The 16,369-nt window shown below is 31.3% G+C and carries 14 protein-coding genes; 13 read left to right on the top strand and 1 reads right to left on the bottom strand.

Translation table 11 applies throughout. The features are described 5' to 3' along the window. Window positions 1-43 precede the first annotated feature (43 nt). The 9 genes from AC2D8I_RS14660 (at window position 44) to AC2D8I_RS14620 (ending at window position 12,009) form a co-directional block, all read left to right on the top strand. Window positions 44-415, top strand: coding sequence for a hypothetical protein (locus tag AC2D8I_RS14660; RefSeq protein WP_484706780.1), 372 nt, complete (start codon window positions 44-46; stop codon window positions 413-415). Window positions 416-478: 63 nt separating this feature from the next. Beyond that, on the top strand, window positions 479-3,448 hold the full coding sequence (locus tag AC2D8I_RS14655; protein ID WP_484706779.1) for a DUF6603 domain-containing protein: 2,970 nt from the start codon (window positions 479-481) through the stop codon (window positions 3,446-3,448). Between the two features lies 1 nt (window position 3,449). Beyond that, on the top strand, window positions 3,450-5,360 hold the full coding sequence (locus AC2D8I_RS14650) for a hypothetical protein (RefSeq protein WP_484706778.1): 1,911 nt from the start codon (window positions 3,450-3,452) through the stop codon (window positions 5,358-5,360). A gap of 216 nt (window positions 5,361-5,576) precedes the next feature. After that, entirely contained in the window at window positions 5,577-5,798 is a 222-nt protein-coding gene (locus AC2D8I_RS14645) for a hypothetical protein (protein WP_484706777.1), read from the top strand. 237 nt (window positions 5,799-6,035) lie between these two features. Beyond that, window positions 6,036-7,493 carry an MBOAT family O-acyltransferase gene (locus AC2D8I_RS14640; RefSeq protein ID WP_484706776.1) on the top strand — a complete coding sequence of 486 codons (1,458 nt, stop codon included), beginning with the start codon at window positions 6,036-6,038 and terminating at the stop codon, window positions 7,491-7,493. A gap of 6 nt (window positions 7,494-7,499) precedes the next feature. Then, on the top strand, window positions 7,500-8,360 hold the full coding sequence (locus AC2D8I_RS14635) for a hypothetical protein (RefSeq protein WP_484706775.1): 861 nt from the start codon (window positions 7,500-7,502) through the stop codon (window positions 8,358-8,360). Window positions 8,361-9,128: 768 nt separating this feature from the next. Further along, entirely contained in the window at window positions 9,129-10,160 is a 1,032-nt protein-coding gene (locus tag AC2D8I_RS14630; RefSeq protein ID WP_484706773.1) for a T9SS type A sorting domain-containing protein, read from the top strand. A 47-nt stretch (window positions 10,161-10,207) separates the two neighbouring features. Next, window positions 10,208-11,062, top strand: a complete 855-nt coding sequence (locus AC2D8I_RS14625) for a hypothetical protein (protein ID WP_484706772.1) — start codon at window positions 10,208-10,210, stop codon at window positions 11,060-11,062. A gap of 347 nt (window positions 11,063-11,409) precedes the next feature. Continuing rightward, complete coding sequence (locus AC2D8I_RS14620; RefSeq protein ID WP_484706771.1) at window positions 11,410-12,009, top strand: Crp/Fnr family transcriptional regulator; 600 nt, start codon at window positions 11,410-11,412, stop codon at window positions 12,007-12,009. Between the two features lie 325 nt (window positions 12,010-12,334). Here the strand turns inward: AC2D8I_RS14620 and AC2D8I_RS14615 are convergent, their stop codons facing one another. Continuing rightward, window positions 12,335-12,505, bottom strand: a complete 171-nt coding sequence (locus AC2D8I_RS14615) for a hypothetical protein (RefSeq protein WP_484706770.1) — start codon at window positions 12,503-12,505, stop codon at window positions 12,335-12,337. A 173-nt stretch (window positions 12,506-12,678) separates the two neighbouring features. Between AC2D8I_RS14615 and AC2D8I_RS14610 the strand changes: the two genes are divergently transcribed. From AC2D8I_RS14610 to AC2D8I_RS14595, 4 genes are all read left to right on the top strand, one after another. Continuing rightward, entirely contained in the window at window positions 12,679-13,587 is a 909-nt protein-coding gene (locus tag AC2D8I_RS14610) for an EamA family transporter (protein ID WP_484706769.1), read from the top strand. Between the two features lie 182 nt (window positions 13,588-13,769). After that, window positions 13,770-14,483 (top strand): pirin family protein, encoded by a 714-nt coding sequence (locus tag AC2D8I_RS14605; RefSeq protein WP_484706798.1) that lies wholly within the window; start codon window positions 13,770-13,772, stop codon window positions 14,481-14,483. Window positions 14,484-14,527: 44 nt separating this feature from the next. Next, on the top strand, window positions 14,528-15,052 hold the full coding sequence (locus tag AC2D8I_RS14600; RefSeq protein WP_484706768.1) for a YceI family protein: 525 nt from the start codon (window positions 14,528-14,530) through the stop codon (window positions 15,050-15,052). A 20-nt stretch (window positions 15,053-15,072) separates the two neighbouring features. After that, the gene (locus tag AC2D8I_RS14595) at window positions 15,073-16,074 is read left to right on the top strand and encodes a zinc-dependent alcohol dehydrogenase family protein (RefSeq protein WP_484706767.1); all 1,002 of its coding nucleotides are present in this window, start codon (window positions 15,073-15,075) and stop codon (window positions 16,072-16,074) included. The last annotated feature ends 295 nt before the right edge of the window (window positions 16,075-16,369 follow it).

The following is a 16,369-nucleotide window of genomic DNA, read 5'->3' as shown; positions in this document are numbered from 1 at the left end:
AGCCTGTTTTAAATAGAGTAGGGAAATTAAATTTTATCATAATATGGAAGATGATTTATGGGATTTTTTTTTGAGAGATTTGAATGAAAGCAACGCACGTAGCAACCTTATAAAATATATGGATAATGGTAACGAACCAAGGATTGTTTTGCGTAGAGGAGATGTTAGGACAGGATTGCATCACATTACTGAAAGACATTTGGACGATTTTCACAGAAGAGGATTGGAGCCTAACGATGACTTACAACTTTTTTTGAAAAGGGTTGTTGAAGATGGAGTAATTACGAATGCACAAAGAATTAATGGAGAGAGACCAAAATACAACCTCATAATACAGCATAATGAAAACAACACAAGATTTGTAATAGACTTGAATGGAATCATAACAACAGCATATCCTCAAGATCAAAATTGATGATTAATGGTTCTATTTTGAGGAGGCAGAAAATATAAAGTAGCTTTCAATAAATTTAATCAAATGAACAAATCCCACTTTAATATTGGACTTATTACTATAAAAGAAATGAAAGGTGTCAATATAGCTCTTTCAAATTCTAATCATAAATATGGTTGTAAATTTTCCCTATCGGGCAAAATGAACATAGCAGGAGTAGCTGTGAATATAGAGGATACTTCTATAGCTATTCAAGAAAACAATCCATTAGAAGTCGCTCTTAACGGAGCGCTTCTAATGGATACTGTTTTATTTTCTTTTGATGTAGATTTTTCTAAAAAAAACAAGCTATTAAAAGCCAGTTTAAAAGGGAGTAAGAACCAAACCTTATCACTAAATAAGTTACTTTCATTTTTTAAAGTAGATGTAGAAATCCCTGAAGAACTTAACATTTCTCTTTCAGGAGCAAGTTTTAGTTATTCTTTCACCAACAACATATTATTGTTAACTGCAAGTTCTGAAAAACATGGGCAAGTGTCATTTATAGCTTATAAAACTGAAAGTTCATGGGTATATATAGCCCAACTTAATGTTGATAAGTTTAGTTTTGATGCAAGTACTCTTCCTATTATAGGAGATCATCTCAAAAAGGATGGATTTAAATTAACAGCTCCTATAGTTCGTATAGCTTCTCAAATGGTTACATCAAAAGAAGTTCAAAAAATTAATGCTTTAATTGATGAAGATAAATTAAAACTCCCTACAAATGGAATTACATCAAAACTAGAGCTAAGTACTGAGTTTTCCATTCCAAAAGTTACCAAAAAACCGATACCATTACATCTTGATTTAGGAAAGGCAAAAGAAAAAAAGAAAGTTGCCTTACGTCAAAATAACACCTCTTCTATAAAATCAAATAAAAATCAGAATGTAAGTTGGTTTACCATTAATAAAAAAATAGAGCCATTAGAAGTTCAAAAAATAGGACTTTCTTATTCTAATGAAAAATTAACAGTATTAATAAATGCAGATCTAACTATTGCAGGTTTAAGTCTGGGAGTTATTGGTTTAGGGATTAGCTCTAAACTAGATACGTTTAAGCCATCATTTTCTATTCAAGGAATAGATATCGTATATAAAAAACCAGGTGTATTACTAAGTGGAGGTTTAGAAGGAACACTAGAGCCTCTTAATTTGACAGGAGAACTCATGCTCCAAACTCAAGCAACAACATTAGCAGTAATAGGCGGTTATACAGAAATTGATAAGATACCATCACTGTTTATTTATGGAGTATTAAATGCCAATTTAGGAGGTCCTCCTTTCTTTTTTGTAGAAGGTTTATCTGCAGGAATAGGAATTAACAGGACATTAAAAATACCTTCTGTAAATCAAGTTGAAAAATTTCCGTTGGTAGCCTTGGCAATGGGGGAAGAACCTATTGATAACAAAGATACGGAAGCCGAACGTATAACTGAAATGTTGAACCGCTTGGAAAAAGACATCACTGTTAAAAAAGATGCAGCTTGGGTTGCATTCGGAATCAAATTCTCTACTTTTGAAGTGCTGGATACTTTTGCATTAGCGACCTTAATTTACGATACCTCTGTAAAAGTAGAATTATTAGGAGTATCTAGGGTTTCTCTGCCGAAACCAACAAAAGGAGGCACTACTATTGCACCTTTGGTGTATACAGAGATAGGTTTTGAGTGTGCTTTTGATCCACAAGAAGGCTACATTGACTTACTCGGTAATCTTACATCCAATTCGTATTTATATTCAAAAGATTGCCATTTAAGCGGTAGTTTTGCTAGAAGTATGTGGTTGTATGGCAATCACCAAGGTGATTTTGTAACTACTCTTGGAGGTTATGCACCTACATATAAAAAACCAAGTCATTATCCAGAAGTACCACGATTAGGATTGGATTGGAAAGTAGATGATCATTTTAGCGTAACAGGAAATGCTTATTTTGCATTTTGCCCACATGCACTAATGGCTGGCGCCAATTTAAAAGCAGTTTATCATAACGATTTAGAACATACACATGTACATGCAAACTTTAATGTAGGAGCTCATTTTTTACTCCTATGGCAACCTTATCATTATACTATGGATGCGCATGTATCTGTAAGGGCTTCATGTGGAATATTTGGCCCAGTAGATGTAGGGGTAGATGTTTCACTTTGGGGACCAGAATTTTCAGGTGTAGGTCATGTAAAAGCATCTATTGGTAAAGGATTTTTTTCTCACTCTTTTTCATTTACTATGAATTTTGGAAATGATGCAAGTAAAGAAACCTCTCCTTTAAATTGGGAAAAGTTTTCAAGTAAAATGCTTCCTAAAGAAAATGAGGTGCATTCTATTTCAGTAACGAAAGGAGTTATGAAACCAGCAAAGCCCATAGCGAAAGAGTCACGTTTATTCTCTGCGAAAAATGAAATCCAGAATGAAAACGATTTATACACAATTATTAATCCAAAATACATTAAGATTAGTGTAAACTCAGTCATCCCAATTAAAACAGTAGATGGGTATATTACTACAGAAAATAGTACTGATTTTGGTATTGCCTCTATGGACTTGAAGAGTGTAGCGAAAAGTCATTTTAATATTAGTATAAAGAAAGACGGGGAGCTTGTAACTAATACACAATTTAAGATAGAAAAAATAAAATCTAAAGTCCCAAAAGCAATATGGGGAACATCTATTACAGCGGATGTTAATGGAGGTGAATTTATTGAGAATGTACTGACAGGTTTTGATATCAGCCCCGCTGAAAAACCAAAACCTGGTGAAAGTGCGGCTATTGATGTCAAAGACTTTTCTTTTAGTGTAGAAAGTATAAGAATATTTGTTTGGGAGAAATTAAAAATATTTACTTCTAATAGTCAGGAAGAAATAAATAGAAAAACTGAAATAAAAACTACAATTTCAGTTAATGAAGCGAGAACTAAGTTACTGAATGAATTGGATATATCGATGGACGAAATCAACGTAAATGAAGACTTAGTTAATGAATTTATAACCCAACCACTAGTAAAAGAAAGCTAATATGAATACTATAAAAAGTAAAGGGAAACTTCAATTTGCAGATTATCATATTCCACATTTAAAGACAGGGAAATATATTTTAGAAACCACCCAAAATTTCTTGGTCGAAGAAGAAGAAATATTCAATAAAGTATTTAAATTCGCTGTAAAAGGAGAGCGTTTCAGTTTTAAACCTACAGAAGTAGGTAAACAATTTCCGCCTTCAAACCATAAAGGAAGTTATAATAATGTATTGCCCCATATTAGCTTTAACAGAAGTACCTTGCCTTGGGAGCGAACACCTTGTAATGGATTAGAAAAAACACCTTGGTTAGTACTTTTATTATTTACAGAAGAGGAAATAAAACGAATTGATGAGAGAAAATTATTAGTAGAGGAACTATTAAACTCATCAGAGAGCCCTCAATGGACAGGTTTTAAAAAAACAGAGGTAGGTGAAAAAGATACAGATTTAGTAAATATTATAGATGTTCCTAAATCAATCTTAGAAGCAATGATGCCTACTGGTGTAGAATTACGACACCTCACACATGTCCGGTTTCGAGAAGATGAAGATGGGAACAAAATAAAAAGAACAGATGCTATTACAGGAGAAAAAGAAGATTTGGAAGATGCGTTTGTGGTTTGTAAACGATTACCCAAAGCAGGAGAGAAAAGCTATATGCGATTGGTTTCTATAGAAGAACGCTTTATAAAAAGAGAAGGGAGTTATACGTTTGATTATCAAAACGTATCAGAGACAACTAAAATTAGGTTAGTTTGTTTAGAATCTTGGGAGTTTGAAACAGATAAAAAAAGCTTTTCGAGTTTTTTTGAGGGTATTGATGAAAATGTGTTTGCATTACCTAAAAAAGGAAAAGAAGTTGACCAATACCTAAAGCAAAGTTTAGTTCCTTTAAAACATCAATTTAGAAACGGGCAGCAATCAGTTTCGTGGTATAGAAGCCCTTTGATTGGAGGAAAGTTTAATGTAGAACAAAATAAAATACAACTTCCAATTTTAAATGCAGAGAGTCTCTATCAGTATGACCCCAAAACTGGAATGTTTGATATTTCTCATGCCTCAGCTTGGCAATTGGGTAGAATGCTCGCTTTAGCAGATAAAGGATTCTCAACTGCATTATTTCTATGGAAAAAGAAACAAGTGCACCAAAAACACCTTATAAGTACACGCCAAAAATTAAACCATCTTCCTTTACAACAGTTCACTTCTGTGCCAGATACCAGTGCAAGTATACCTCTTGTAATATCAAATTGGTTTACCGATTTATTAGCCTTAAAAAATATTCCTTATAATTATTTACTTCCTGATAAAGGTTTATCCCCAGAAAACTCTATTCGTTTTTTTAATGTTGATTCAACCTGGTTAGAGTATTTAGCTCGAGGAGCATATAGTATTGGTTTTGTAAATGGGAGTAATGTTTTTTTTGATGAATTAAAATTAGATTTTAATAAAGAATTATCTGGTGTAATAATTCATTCTGAAGCCATCCGTAAATATCATTTAGAAGTAGCTGCATATCCAACAAAAAATGATATTGAAAATAAGATAGGAAAGGATAAACCTCTGAAATTACTGAACAATCGCCAATTATCAGCAAATGTACATCTATATATTTATGATGGAGGTTTAAAAATGTTAGATATTTATATAAAATCAGAAGGCTTCCATTTTGGTTTTGATGTTGAGGATGAAATTTTTTCAAAAAAAACAAGAAAAAAGAATGGTGAAATGGGAAAGGAAATAGTTGCTAAAATAAGTGTTTCAAAGAAGAATGTTGTTAATATTATAGAGTTGTATAATAGAATGATTCAAACCCCTAAAACGGCATCTTCAGCAGCAAATTTTGCTATGCAAATGGTAGAAGGAAGTTGGGTTTATAGATATATTAAAGATTGCATAAATTCATAAGTCGAAGGACATTGGTTCAAGTCTAGTTTCTGCTGCTAAGTTTCTGAAATAGAGAAAACAAAAAACTTGCTCTAATAGCAGTTTGTAACAAACTATTAAAACAAGCTTTTTTTATAGTAAAAAAACTGAATTACTTACAACGATGAGTTTAGAAGAGTTTTGGTCGTAAAGTAATAATGGTTTTCACTTATATTTTAGCTCAGTGCTTTCTTTTTTTTGATTCTTTTAGCAAATTTCAATTGTATATCTTCATCACTTTTTTCTTCTGCTTTATCCTTTTTTATAGCAAAAAGTGTATGCGAATGTTTAAGTTTAATAGGTGTTCTGCAAGAGTTTACACATGTAGCAATACCAGAAGAAAACGCACACATAGAAGCATATCATGGGATTCTTAAGAAAGCCGTTTTTCAACGCTTTGAATATAGAACCTTTGAATAAATAGAACAAATCTTAAAAAGATACGTGCTATTCTATAGCAACCACAGGCTTCATGGGCTACTGGAAAGAGTGAATCCTATGGGAAAATGGAATAAAGAAAAATACCTTATTTTAATAAAAAAACGAGTAGCGTAATTAATAATCAAAATTTAAAAGATTACTCTTGTTTTACAGGGGGCAAAACAGGTTAATATATCATTTGTTAATTTATATTTGCTTAAAATATGAAAATTAAAAATGTTATTTAACTCTCTTGATTTTGCAATATTTCTACCAATTATTTTTATAGTATATTGGTTTGTTGCAGCGGTGAATTTAAAATTTCAAAATGCCTTAATCGTTGTAGCAAGTTATGTTTTTTACGGTTGGTGGGATTGGAGATTCTTATCAATAATAATATTTAGTACGCTTATTGATTATACAATTGGACAACAATTAAGAAATGAAAAACAACAATATAAACGGAAAACATTATTATGGGCAAGTATTATCGCAAACCTTGGGTTTTTAGGATTCTTTAAATATTATAACTTTTTTTTAGAAAATTTTGTTGATGCCTTTAGTCTCTTTGGAATGCGGATTAATGCAAATAGTCTTAATGTCATTCTTCCTGTAGGGATAAGTTTCTATACCTTCCAAACCTTAAGTTATACTATTGACGTATACAAAAAGAAATTAGAACCAACACAAAACTTTATGGCCTTCTCTGCATTTGTATGTTTCTTTCCTCAACTTGTAGCAGGGCCTATTGAAAGAGCTATAAATCTATTGCCACAATTCTACAAAAAAAGAGTTTTTGAATATCACAAAGCAGTTGATGGTATGCGTCAGATATTATGGGGATTATTTAAGAAAGTAGTAATTGCAGATAATTGTGCCGAATTTGCAAATCAGATTTTTAACAACTCCGCTGATATGAATGGCAGTATTTTAGTACTTGGCGCTATTTTCTTTACATTTCAAATTTATGGTGACTTCTCAGGGTATTCAGACATTGCTATTGGGACATCAAGACTTTTTGGTTTTGACTTACAACAAAACTTTGCAACACCTTACTTCTCAAGAGATATTGCTGAGTTTTGGAGACGCTGGCATATTTCTTTAAGTACTTGGTTTAGAGATTATTTATATATACCTCTTGGTGGGAGTAGAGGTAGTACATGGAATAAAGTAAGAAATACCTTTGTCATATTCTTGGTTAGTGGTTTTTGGCATGGAGCAAATTGGACCTTTATTATTTGGGGCGCATTGAATGCGATATACTTCCTACCTTTACTATTAACCAAAAATAATAGAAAGAACTTAGGAGTTGTTGCAGAAGGGAAACTGTTACCGTCATTTAGGGAACTCTTTGCAATGCTAACAACATTTACATTCACTGTTTTTGCTTGGATTTTTTTTAGAGCTAAAAATATAAACCACGCTTTTAATTATATTCATGGAATATTTTCTGATACATTTTTTTTATTTCCAGATAGTTTGGCTCCTAAATTAAATGATATGATAATTATTTTGTTTCTGATACATTTATTTTTAATAATAGAATGGCTAGGTAGAAAAAGTAAATATGCAATAGAAAACAATATTTTAAAATTAAACTTATTTCTAAGGATGTGTGTATATTTAGTTTTGATAAATATGATTTTTATCTATATGAAAACCAAACCGGAAAACTTTATATATTTTCAATTTTAAAATTTAATGAAAAAATTTATTCTAAAAATCTTAATTGGCTTTTTAATATTCATATCATTGGGTTTTATTATAAACAAATTAACTGCAATATTGGCACAAGAGAAGAATTATCTTTTGCCACTTAATACCAAAAAGAGTGCAAATACAATGATAATTGGATCGTCAAGAACTTATCATAACTTAGATTTAGAAATTTTACCAGACTCTATATTTTTATATGCAAAACCGAATCTATTTGGTGTTGATATTTATAATGTATTATCAAATTTTGATTTTAAAAATATCGAGTATTTATATATTGAATTAGAAGAATCAAATATTAGTACTAATTTTAATCAAAGAATATTTTGGGATCCTTATAACTCTTTAAAAATATTAATGATTGAATATAAAGAGTTTGATGATGTTTTTATAAATACATTTACTCTTAATAAACCTGAAAATTATTTGAAACTATTTTTAGGTGAAGAGATATTAACAACACCTAATTTATTACATAATGAAAAAGTAGAATCTTATAAAAGTCTTTATTTAAGAGCAAGGCATATTGTGAACGATATAGTTTTGTATAACAAAGATTCTTTAAACTTTACTACGAATAATAAAAAATTTAAGCATACTGATATTAATATTGAGATGCAAAAATTAATACTTAATAGCATTCCTGAAAGAATAAATAAAACCTTTTTCATTCCCTATGGACATTATGGAAGTTTCGACTTCTGTAAAGAAAATAAACTTGAAATTAATTTATTGGAGTTGAGAGATTTTGGAATAGATTCATCAGATATCTATGATATAAGACATCTAAATTATAAAGGAGCAAGCAAAATGACAAAACATTTATTAAATAAGATTACACAATAGGTGTATTTCCAGCTTTTAATGTAACTATTTCTTAATCTCATAAATAAGTTAAACTTACATTTATAAATATAATGTTTCAGGAATTTTTATTAGTATTCTAGTTTGTTTTGTTAGATCGTTTTTAAAACCTATCAAATTCCACCTGTGTTTTATCCTAACATCTTAAAAAGCTTCAGTTCTCAACGCAGGTTTATGAATCTGGAATCGGTTTATGACTAATGTTATGTGGAGTAGGTCCTAAATATGCAAAAAGAGGCGTGTAAATTATAATGAATGATTTCAATTGTTAAAATAAATTTGGGGATCAATTTTAACAACTAATTATTAGATGACGGAGCATGCTGTTATAAACTATGTTTTGAATTTTGGAAACCTATTGATTTACAGGGAAGATTCTATACCGATAAGAAGGCTTTTCTTATGCAGCAACAAAGGGCAATTTTTGATCAAGTAAATAAAAACGGATGCATTAATTAACCTAGGTGAATGCTAGAGCTGTTTCTTAGCTGCATTTTTGCCTGTACAATTTATAAAAAACATCATTAAACAGTTATCCATTTTTTAAAATTGCTAGAATAAGCACTCATAATCAATTTTAATTAGCAGTTAATTTATGAATTATGTTGCCCTTAATGCCATGTGTATGTTTACCAAAGATCAGAAGGAATCTATGAGAGTTCTTCTTAAAAAAAAGAGGAACTCATGAAGAGAACGCTAGCTCAACATAAAAGAAACAAAAGTAAATAATAGAAAATAAATACCTTAATAATGAAAAAAATATACTTTATAGTTGCCGTTTTAATGGTAGCACAGTTATCCCAGGCACAGATTGTAAACATTCCCGACGCGAATTTTAAAGAAGCATTAATTAATACTAACTGTGTAGATACTAACGGAGATGGTAGTTATGATTCGAATGCCGATACCAATAACGATGGCGAAATTCAAATAAACGAAGCGGCAGCTGTAGTAAGCTTAAGCCTAGGTTTTAATCATATTAATTCGCTTGAAGGAATTACGCAATTTACAAATATTGAAACCTTATTATGTAATGATAATAGGTTAAGCAGTTTAGATCTTTCTCAAAATAATAAGCTCGTAAATTTATATTGTAATAACAATCAATTATCTTATTTAGATCTGTCAGAAAATTTAGATCTTGAGACTTTAGATTGTCACATAAACGAAATAACAAGTATCGATATTTCTAATAATATTAACTTAGTGAATGTGTTCTGTTACTCAAATCAATTACAATATTTAGACACCTCAGGAAACCCTAATCTCGAAACTTTAAATTGTTGGGGCAACCAACTAAACACTCTAGACTTATCTCAAAACCCCAATATTACAGTGTTGTTTTGTTATTTAAATCAATTGACTAGTCTTAATCTTAAAAATGGAAACAATAGCGCTTTAAGTATAATGTGGTCGCAGATTAATAATAATTTAAACTGTATTCAAGTAGATGATTTCGATATGGCTGTTAGTAATGCAAACTGGATAACAGACGCCCATGGGGTTTATAGTGAAAACTGTGATACATTAGGAATAGATAATTTTGAAAATGAGCTGCAAATAACAGTTTATCCAAACCCAGTCGAAAATTTATTGAATGTAACAATTCCCAGTGCTATCAGCATAACTTCGATTAAACTCTATGATGTTTTCGGAAAGCTGATAATGCAGCAAAACTCACAATTCAAGCAATTGGATATTTCAGCTCTAAGTAAAGGAATGTTTTTAGTAGTAATAGAAGTTGATAACAAGCGTTTTGTTAAAAAAATAATAAAGAGGTAAATCGTATTACAATAACATTAAGAGTTTAAAATAATCACAAGCAAAAAATGAACAAAATTAGCCTAGCCATATTCGCTTTAACAACGATACTCTCTTGTAAATTAGAAAAAGGAAGTAGTGAAGAAGCGCTAAAAACAGAAGAGCAACTAACAGAAATAATTGTTATTGGAAATTTGCATAAACAGGCTCCAAATTATAATCCAGAGACGCTCTTTAATATCTTAGAATCTGTTAAGCCTGATTTTATACTACACGAAATAGATTCTTCTTTTTTTACGTCAGATTTTAAATTTAATAAGCCCTATAATGACAATGAAGGTATGGCTTCAAAAATATATGTAGCAAAGTACCCAAAAACGCAGTTGAGACCTTATGAGTTTGAAGGAAGAAATCAGTATAGAAAGGATAAAGGCATGCGCCCAACAGATGGGTTAACACTTCGTCTTTTAGACAGTTTAAATAAAGCAAAACGTCTTACAAAATCGGAAGCAGAAATTTTTAATACCTATCAAGCGCTAATAGAACCCTTAAAAATAGTGGCAACCAAATCGCCAGAAAATTTCAATAATCCAAGAACAGATAGTATTTGCGAAAAACGTCAATTTTATCAATATCAAATGATTCCTAAAATTACAAATGTACGTAAGGAGTTTGCAAATCGATTTTTAACAAAGCCAAATGGCGAAAAAATAAGCTATAGAGACGGTTATCAACTTTGGGCAGATTTTTGGGATATTAGAAATCAAACCATGGCGAAAAATATAATGCGAATTGTTGAACAGAACAAAAGTAAGCGTTTAGTTGTGCTTACAGGATTTATGCATCGCTACTACCTATTAAAAGAGTTAAAAAGACTGAGTGAAGGAAAGAAAATTAGGATAAAAGAGTTTTATCATGATTAGAAAAGGACTTATGGGATTTTGCTTACGGAAAATTAATTTTAAGTTAGATAAATAGTAAATGCTAAAAATGTAACAATGTATTCGAAAGTAAACCCAATTATTTTGTTAACGCCATAAATATGAATTACATATTGGCGATGGCGCAAATAATTGGGTTTTATGTCAATACTTTTACGGTATTTTAACAGTATTATTTGTCGCCTTTTCATAGAGTTCATTTAACTTTATGCACGCTCGTTCGATTTGGCTGAGTTTAATTCAGAAATGAAATTTACTGGTAATATACCCTAAGCTTTTCGTTAAAAAAATTAGAGCAAATTTTTTAACTGTTTAGAATTATAAATTGTATGAGTCAACTACTTTATCAAAATATTCTTGAAAAGGCAAGTATTAGCGAAAAGGATTTCGAATCGTTTTTAACACTCACAAAAATTGTAGAATTAGATAAGGATACCTCTTTTTTAAGCGAAGGCGAACAGGCTAAATATATAGCATTTGTAGTTTCTGGCGGGCTGTATTCTTATACTATTGATGAGAAAGGAAATAAAAGTGTCGTTCAAATTGCACTTAAAAATCATTGGATTTCCGATTTATATAGCTTTCTATCTTTCGATTTTTCTAATTTAAATATAGAAGCCTTAGAAAGGACTAAACTCGTTGTAATTACTAAAGATAATTTTGAGAAAGCCTGCGATACTATTCCTGCTTTCGAGCGTTTTCAGCGTTTGCTTATTCAAAAGGCTTATATAGCCACACTACAACGTATTTCAGGAAGAAACAGTAAATCGGCGCCACAACGTTATTTACAACTACTAAAGGAAAATCCAGAGGTTATTCAAAAAGTACCACAACTGCTTATAGCGTCTTATTTAGGGATTAAACCACAATCCTTGAGTCGTATTCGTAAGCAAATCTTCAACAAAAATAACACCAATAATATTAGTTAACCTAAGTGAATGCATAGTATTCCACTTCACAGCATCTTTGTAGTATTAATATTTTATAAAAAATAGTTATGACAGATGTACCTAATTATCTCACAGAGTTAAACGTTTTTATTTCAGAAGATGAAATACTAAAAACTTTTGGGAATGGGTGTTATTAAATTTACAAGTGCTGCGCTTAAAAACGTATTGATTAACGATGGCGTTTTAGTGGGGTCATGGGCTTTCGATTTCAATTAGAAAGAGTAAGGATGTGAGATTGTCTTCAGGGGACCATATAGCATTGTGAAAAAGGAGAGATTACCAACTAAAATTCTTTTGCGGCAAGCTAATGGATAATATTAAGGCGCTTTAAAAATGAAATAATAGCAGTATTCATAGCATCTATAATATCATTATTTATTAGTTGTACAGGCCTTATTGAAATAAAACCATCACATTCAAAAGTAAGCATTTCCAGTTCAGATATAGAGAGCTTTGCTGTGGATTGAAGCTTCAATCCGTTTAACAGGAAACGTATTGCTCACATGGTTGGCTTTCCTAATGCTAACATCAGTTTCAAAATCGATCTGAATTTTATAGAAACAGATAATGAGAAAAGAGGGGGCTTCAAGAGTAGTCTAATGTTTGTTTTGAAAAAAGCAAATAATACCATATTAAAAAAAAATGAAAATGAACGAGATTAAAGGAGGAGTATATGTTGGCTTAGGAGCCGCAAGTTATGGTATTCTTGCCACAGTTGTTAAATACGCAAATGCTTTAGGCGTAAAAACAAGTCTAATTACCTTGTCTCAATTCTTGATTGCTGCCTTTGTTCTGTCAGTTTTGGCTTATCTCAAAACCATCTCAAAACCTAGGGAGCTAAGAGTTAATGGTGCTAAACGAGATAAATTAAGCTTAGTCCTATTTGGGACTTCGCTTGGTCTAACAACAAGTTTTTATTATTTATCCATTCAATATGTTTCTGTATCTGTGGGAATTATTTTACTCATGCAGTCAATTTGGTTAAGCTTAATTTTGGAGTGGTTTTTAACTAAAAAGGCTATTGCAAAAACTAAAATAATAGGAAGTATTTTGGTGCTATTTGGAACTTTATTAACAGGGAATACATGTGGTCAATTTGATAACTTTAAATGGGAAGGTTTGCTATTTGGGCTTTTAGCAGCTATAAGTTATACTGTGGCAATTACGGCATCAAATCGAGTAGCAGTGGAATTATCGATACTAATAAGAAGTAAATATTTAGTAATAGGTGGCCTTCTAGCTGTTATTCTATTTTGGAATAATGCAATCATCACGGAATTCAATTTTAGGGATCTGCTAGAATGGGGAGTCTTCTTTGCCTTTTTCGGTACTATTTTACCACCAATTTTATTTAGTAAAGGTTTCCCTGTGGTCGGTGTTGGTTTGGGGAGTATAATATTAGCCATAGAAATACCAATATCAATACTTAGCGCTTATTTCGTTTTAGACGAGAAAATCTCAAAAATACAATGGCTTGGAGTGTGTATTGTGTTAATGGCAGTAGTGTCTATTAATTTAAAAAGAACAAAACCTTTAATTCGGAAAATTTATAAATAGACATTAAGCAATATAGGGATATGAAGCGAATCGAATTTATCAAAAAATCAATTTTATCAAGTGTAACAATATTTACAGGTTCAAGGGGTTTGGAAGCTAAAAATAGTGTAGAAAAAAAATCAACCGATGTTCTAAAAAAGAATATAGGTTTCAATCATATATCTAATAATGAAATAAAAACAATGAATACAGTATTGCATAAAGCGGGCACTAGAGGGCATACTAATCAAGGATGGTTAAATTCTTATCACACGTTTAGTTTTGCAAATTACCATAATCCCGAACGCATGGGGTTTGGAGCTTTAAGAGTTTTAAATGATGATGTTGTAGATCCAGGGATGGGTTTTGGGACACATCCACATGATAATATGGAGATTGTTTCAATTCCGCTTGAGGGCGATTTAGAACATATAGATAATATGGGAAATGTTACCGTAATTAAATCTGGAGATATTCAGATAATGAGTGCAGGTACCGGTGTAACCCATTCAGAGTATAATAAAAATCACGAGAAGAAAGTTAAGTTTCTTCAAATTTGGCTCTTCCCAAATCAAAAAAACGTAATACCGAGGTACGACCAAACCACATTGAATGCAGCACATCGTAATAATAAATTTCAACAAGTATTATCGCCTTTTGCTAACAATGAGGGGGTTTGGATTCATCAAAACGCGTGGTTTTATATGACCGATCTTGATAAAGATGTGAAACAAGTATACCGTTTGAATAACCCTAGCCAAAATGGAGTGTACATTTTTGTGTTAAGTGGTGCCGTAACAATTAATAAACAAGCGTTAAAAGAAAGAGATGGTTTTGGGCTATGGGATGTAAATCAATTAAATATTATAGCAAATACAGAGACATCCTTGCTGTTAATGGAAGTCCCTATGCAATAAATAAATGAATCAAAACAAATATAATTTTTAAATAATAAAATAAAATGGAGACAATAGTAAGAACAAAATGGAATATAGACCTCGCGCATTCGGAAATAGGTTTTAAAGTAAAGCATATGATGATTTCTACAGTGTCAGGACATTTTAGTGATTTTAATGCCGCAATACAATCAGACAATGATAATTTTAGGGATGCATATTTTGAGTTCAGTGCCAAAATAGATTCAATTGATACAAAAAATAGAGATAGAGACACACACTTAAAATCAGATGATTTCTTCAATGCTCAAGATTATCCCGAAATGACGTTTAAATCAAAAACATTTAATGACGGTATTCTAATAGGAGATTTAACAATTAAAAATATAACAAAAGAAATCTCACTAGATGTAGACTTTAATGGAGTAGCTGTAGATCCTTATGGTCAAACGAAATCAGGCTTTGAGATGACAGGAGTTATTAATAGAAAAGATTTTGGACTTACTTGGAATGCTGTTACTGAAGCTGGAAATATTGTAGTAAGTGATTCTGTTAAATTACAACTGGGACTTCAGTTTATAAAAGCGTAATTTTTAAATACAAGTTAAATATGAAAGCAGTAATTGTAAAAAATAATTATGGTCTAAATAATGTCGTCATAGAAAATCAAGAGATGCCTAATATTAATGACAATGAAGTTTTAATAAAAGTAAATGCGATGTCTTTAAATCAGTTAGATTTAATGGTTGCAAAAGGGGTATTTGGAAATAAATTACCACACACATTGGGGGCAGATGCAGCTGGTGTTATTGAAAAAGTAGGTTCCAATGTTAAAAGCTTTGAAGTTGGAGACAAGGTTTCATCACATTTTATTCAGTCTTGGCAATCAGGGGAGATAAAAGCTACTGATATTCAAAGTTCATTAGGAACAAATATAAAAGGGGTCTTCTCTGAGTATATTGCCTTGTCTGAAAGTGCAGTTGTAAAAACACCTAAAAACCTCTCTCCTGAAGAAGCTTCAACACTACCAATAGCTGGACTTACTGCATGGGAAGCGATTGTGAATTTTGGAGATATTAAAGCAGGTCAAACTGTTCTGCTTCAAGGAACAGGTGGTGTTTCTATCTTTGCTTTGCAATTTGCAAAAGCCAGAGGAGCTCATGTTATTGTTTTATCAAGTTCAGACGAGAAGCTAGAAGCAGTCATGCGCTTAGGGGCAGATCACGTTATCAATTATATTAAAAAACCAGAATGGCAGAATGAAGTATTAGCGTTTACAGACGGAAAAGGGGTGGATTTAGCTTTAGAAATATCTTGGGCAGATATAAACAAAACCATTCAAGCCATGAAGCTGTCTGGTAAAATTGCAGTAATAGGGATGTTAGGTGGAACAGAAGTACAATTGTCTGTATTCGATCTAATTCAGAGAAGCTTGTCCTTAAAAGCTTTACAAGTAGGGTCTAAACGTAGCTTTATAGCAATGAATAAATTTATTGAACACTATAATATACAACCTGTAGTCGATGTCATTTTTAATGTGTCAAAATTATCTGAGGCCTTATGTCATTTAGATAAAGGATTACATTTAGGGAAAGTGGTATTTACTTTTTAGAAAAACATTAAAAAAGGGAGTCTAAACATAGGTTTTTAAAAGGGAGTAATATTGATTGTTGTCTTTGTAATTACTATTCGTTTATCTTTTTTTGATTTCTTAGCAGCAAAAACAACCCTTTAAAAAAAACACCCAGCCCAATCTTAACCTAAATATAAAAACGACCACCCATAAAATAAAAGGAAAACACCTAAAACAAAGCCCTAAAAACACCAAAACATAACAAAAAGCCAATAAGATCAAAACCTTTATAAAAATAAAACTCTGTAAACACCTTAAAACAAAGCAATTAAAT

The sequence above is a fragment of the Lacinutrix sp. YIN62 genome (assembly GCF_057219185.1).
This window is presented reverse-complemented; position numbering and strand designations above follow the sequence as displayed.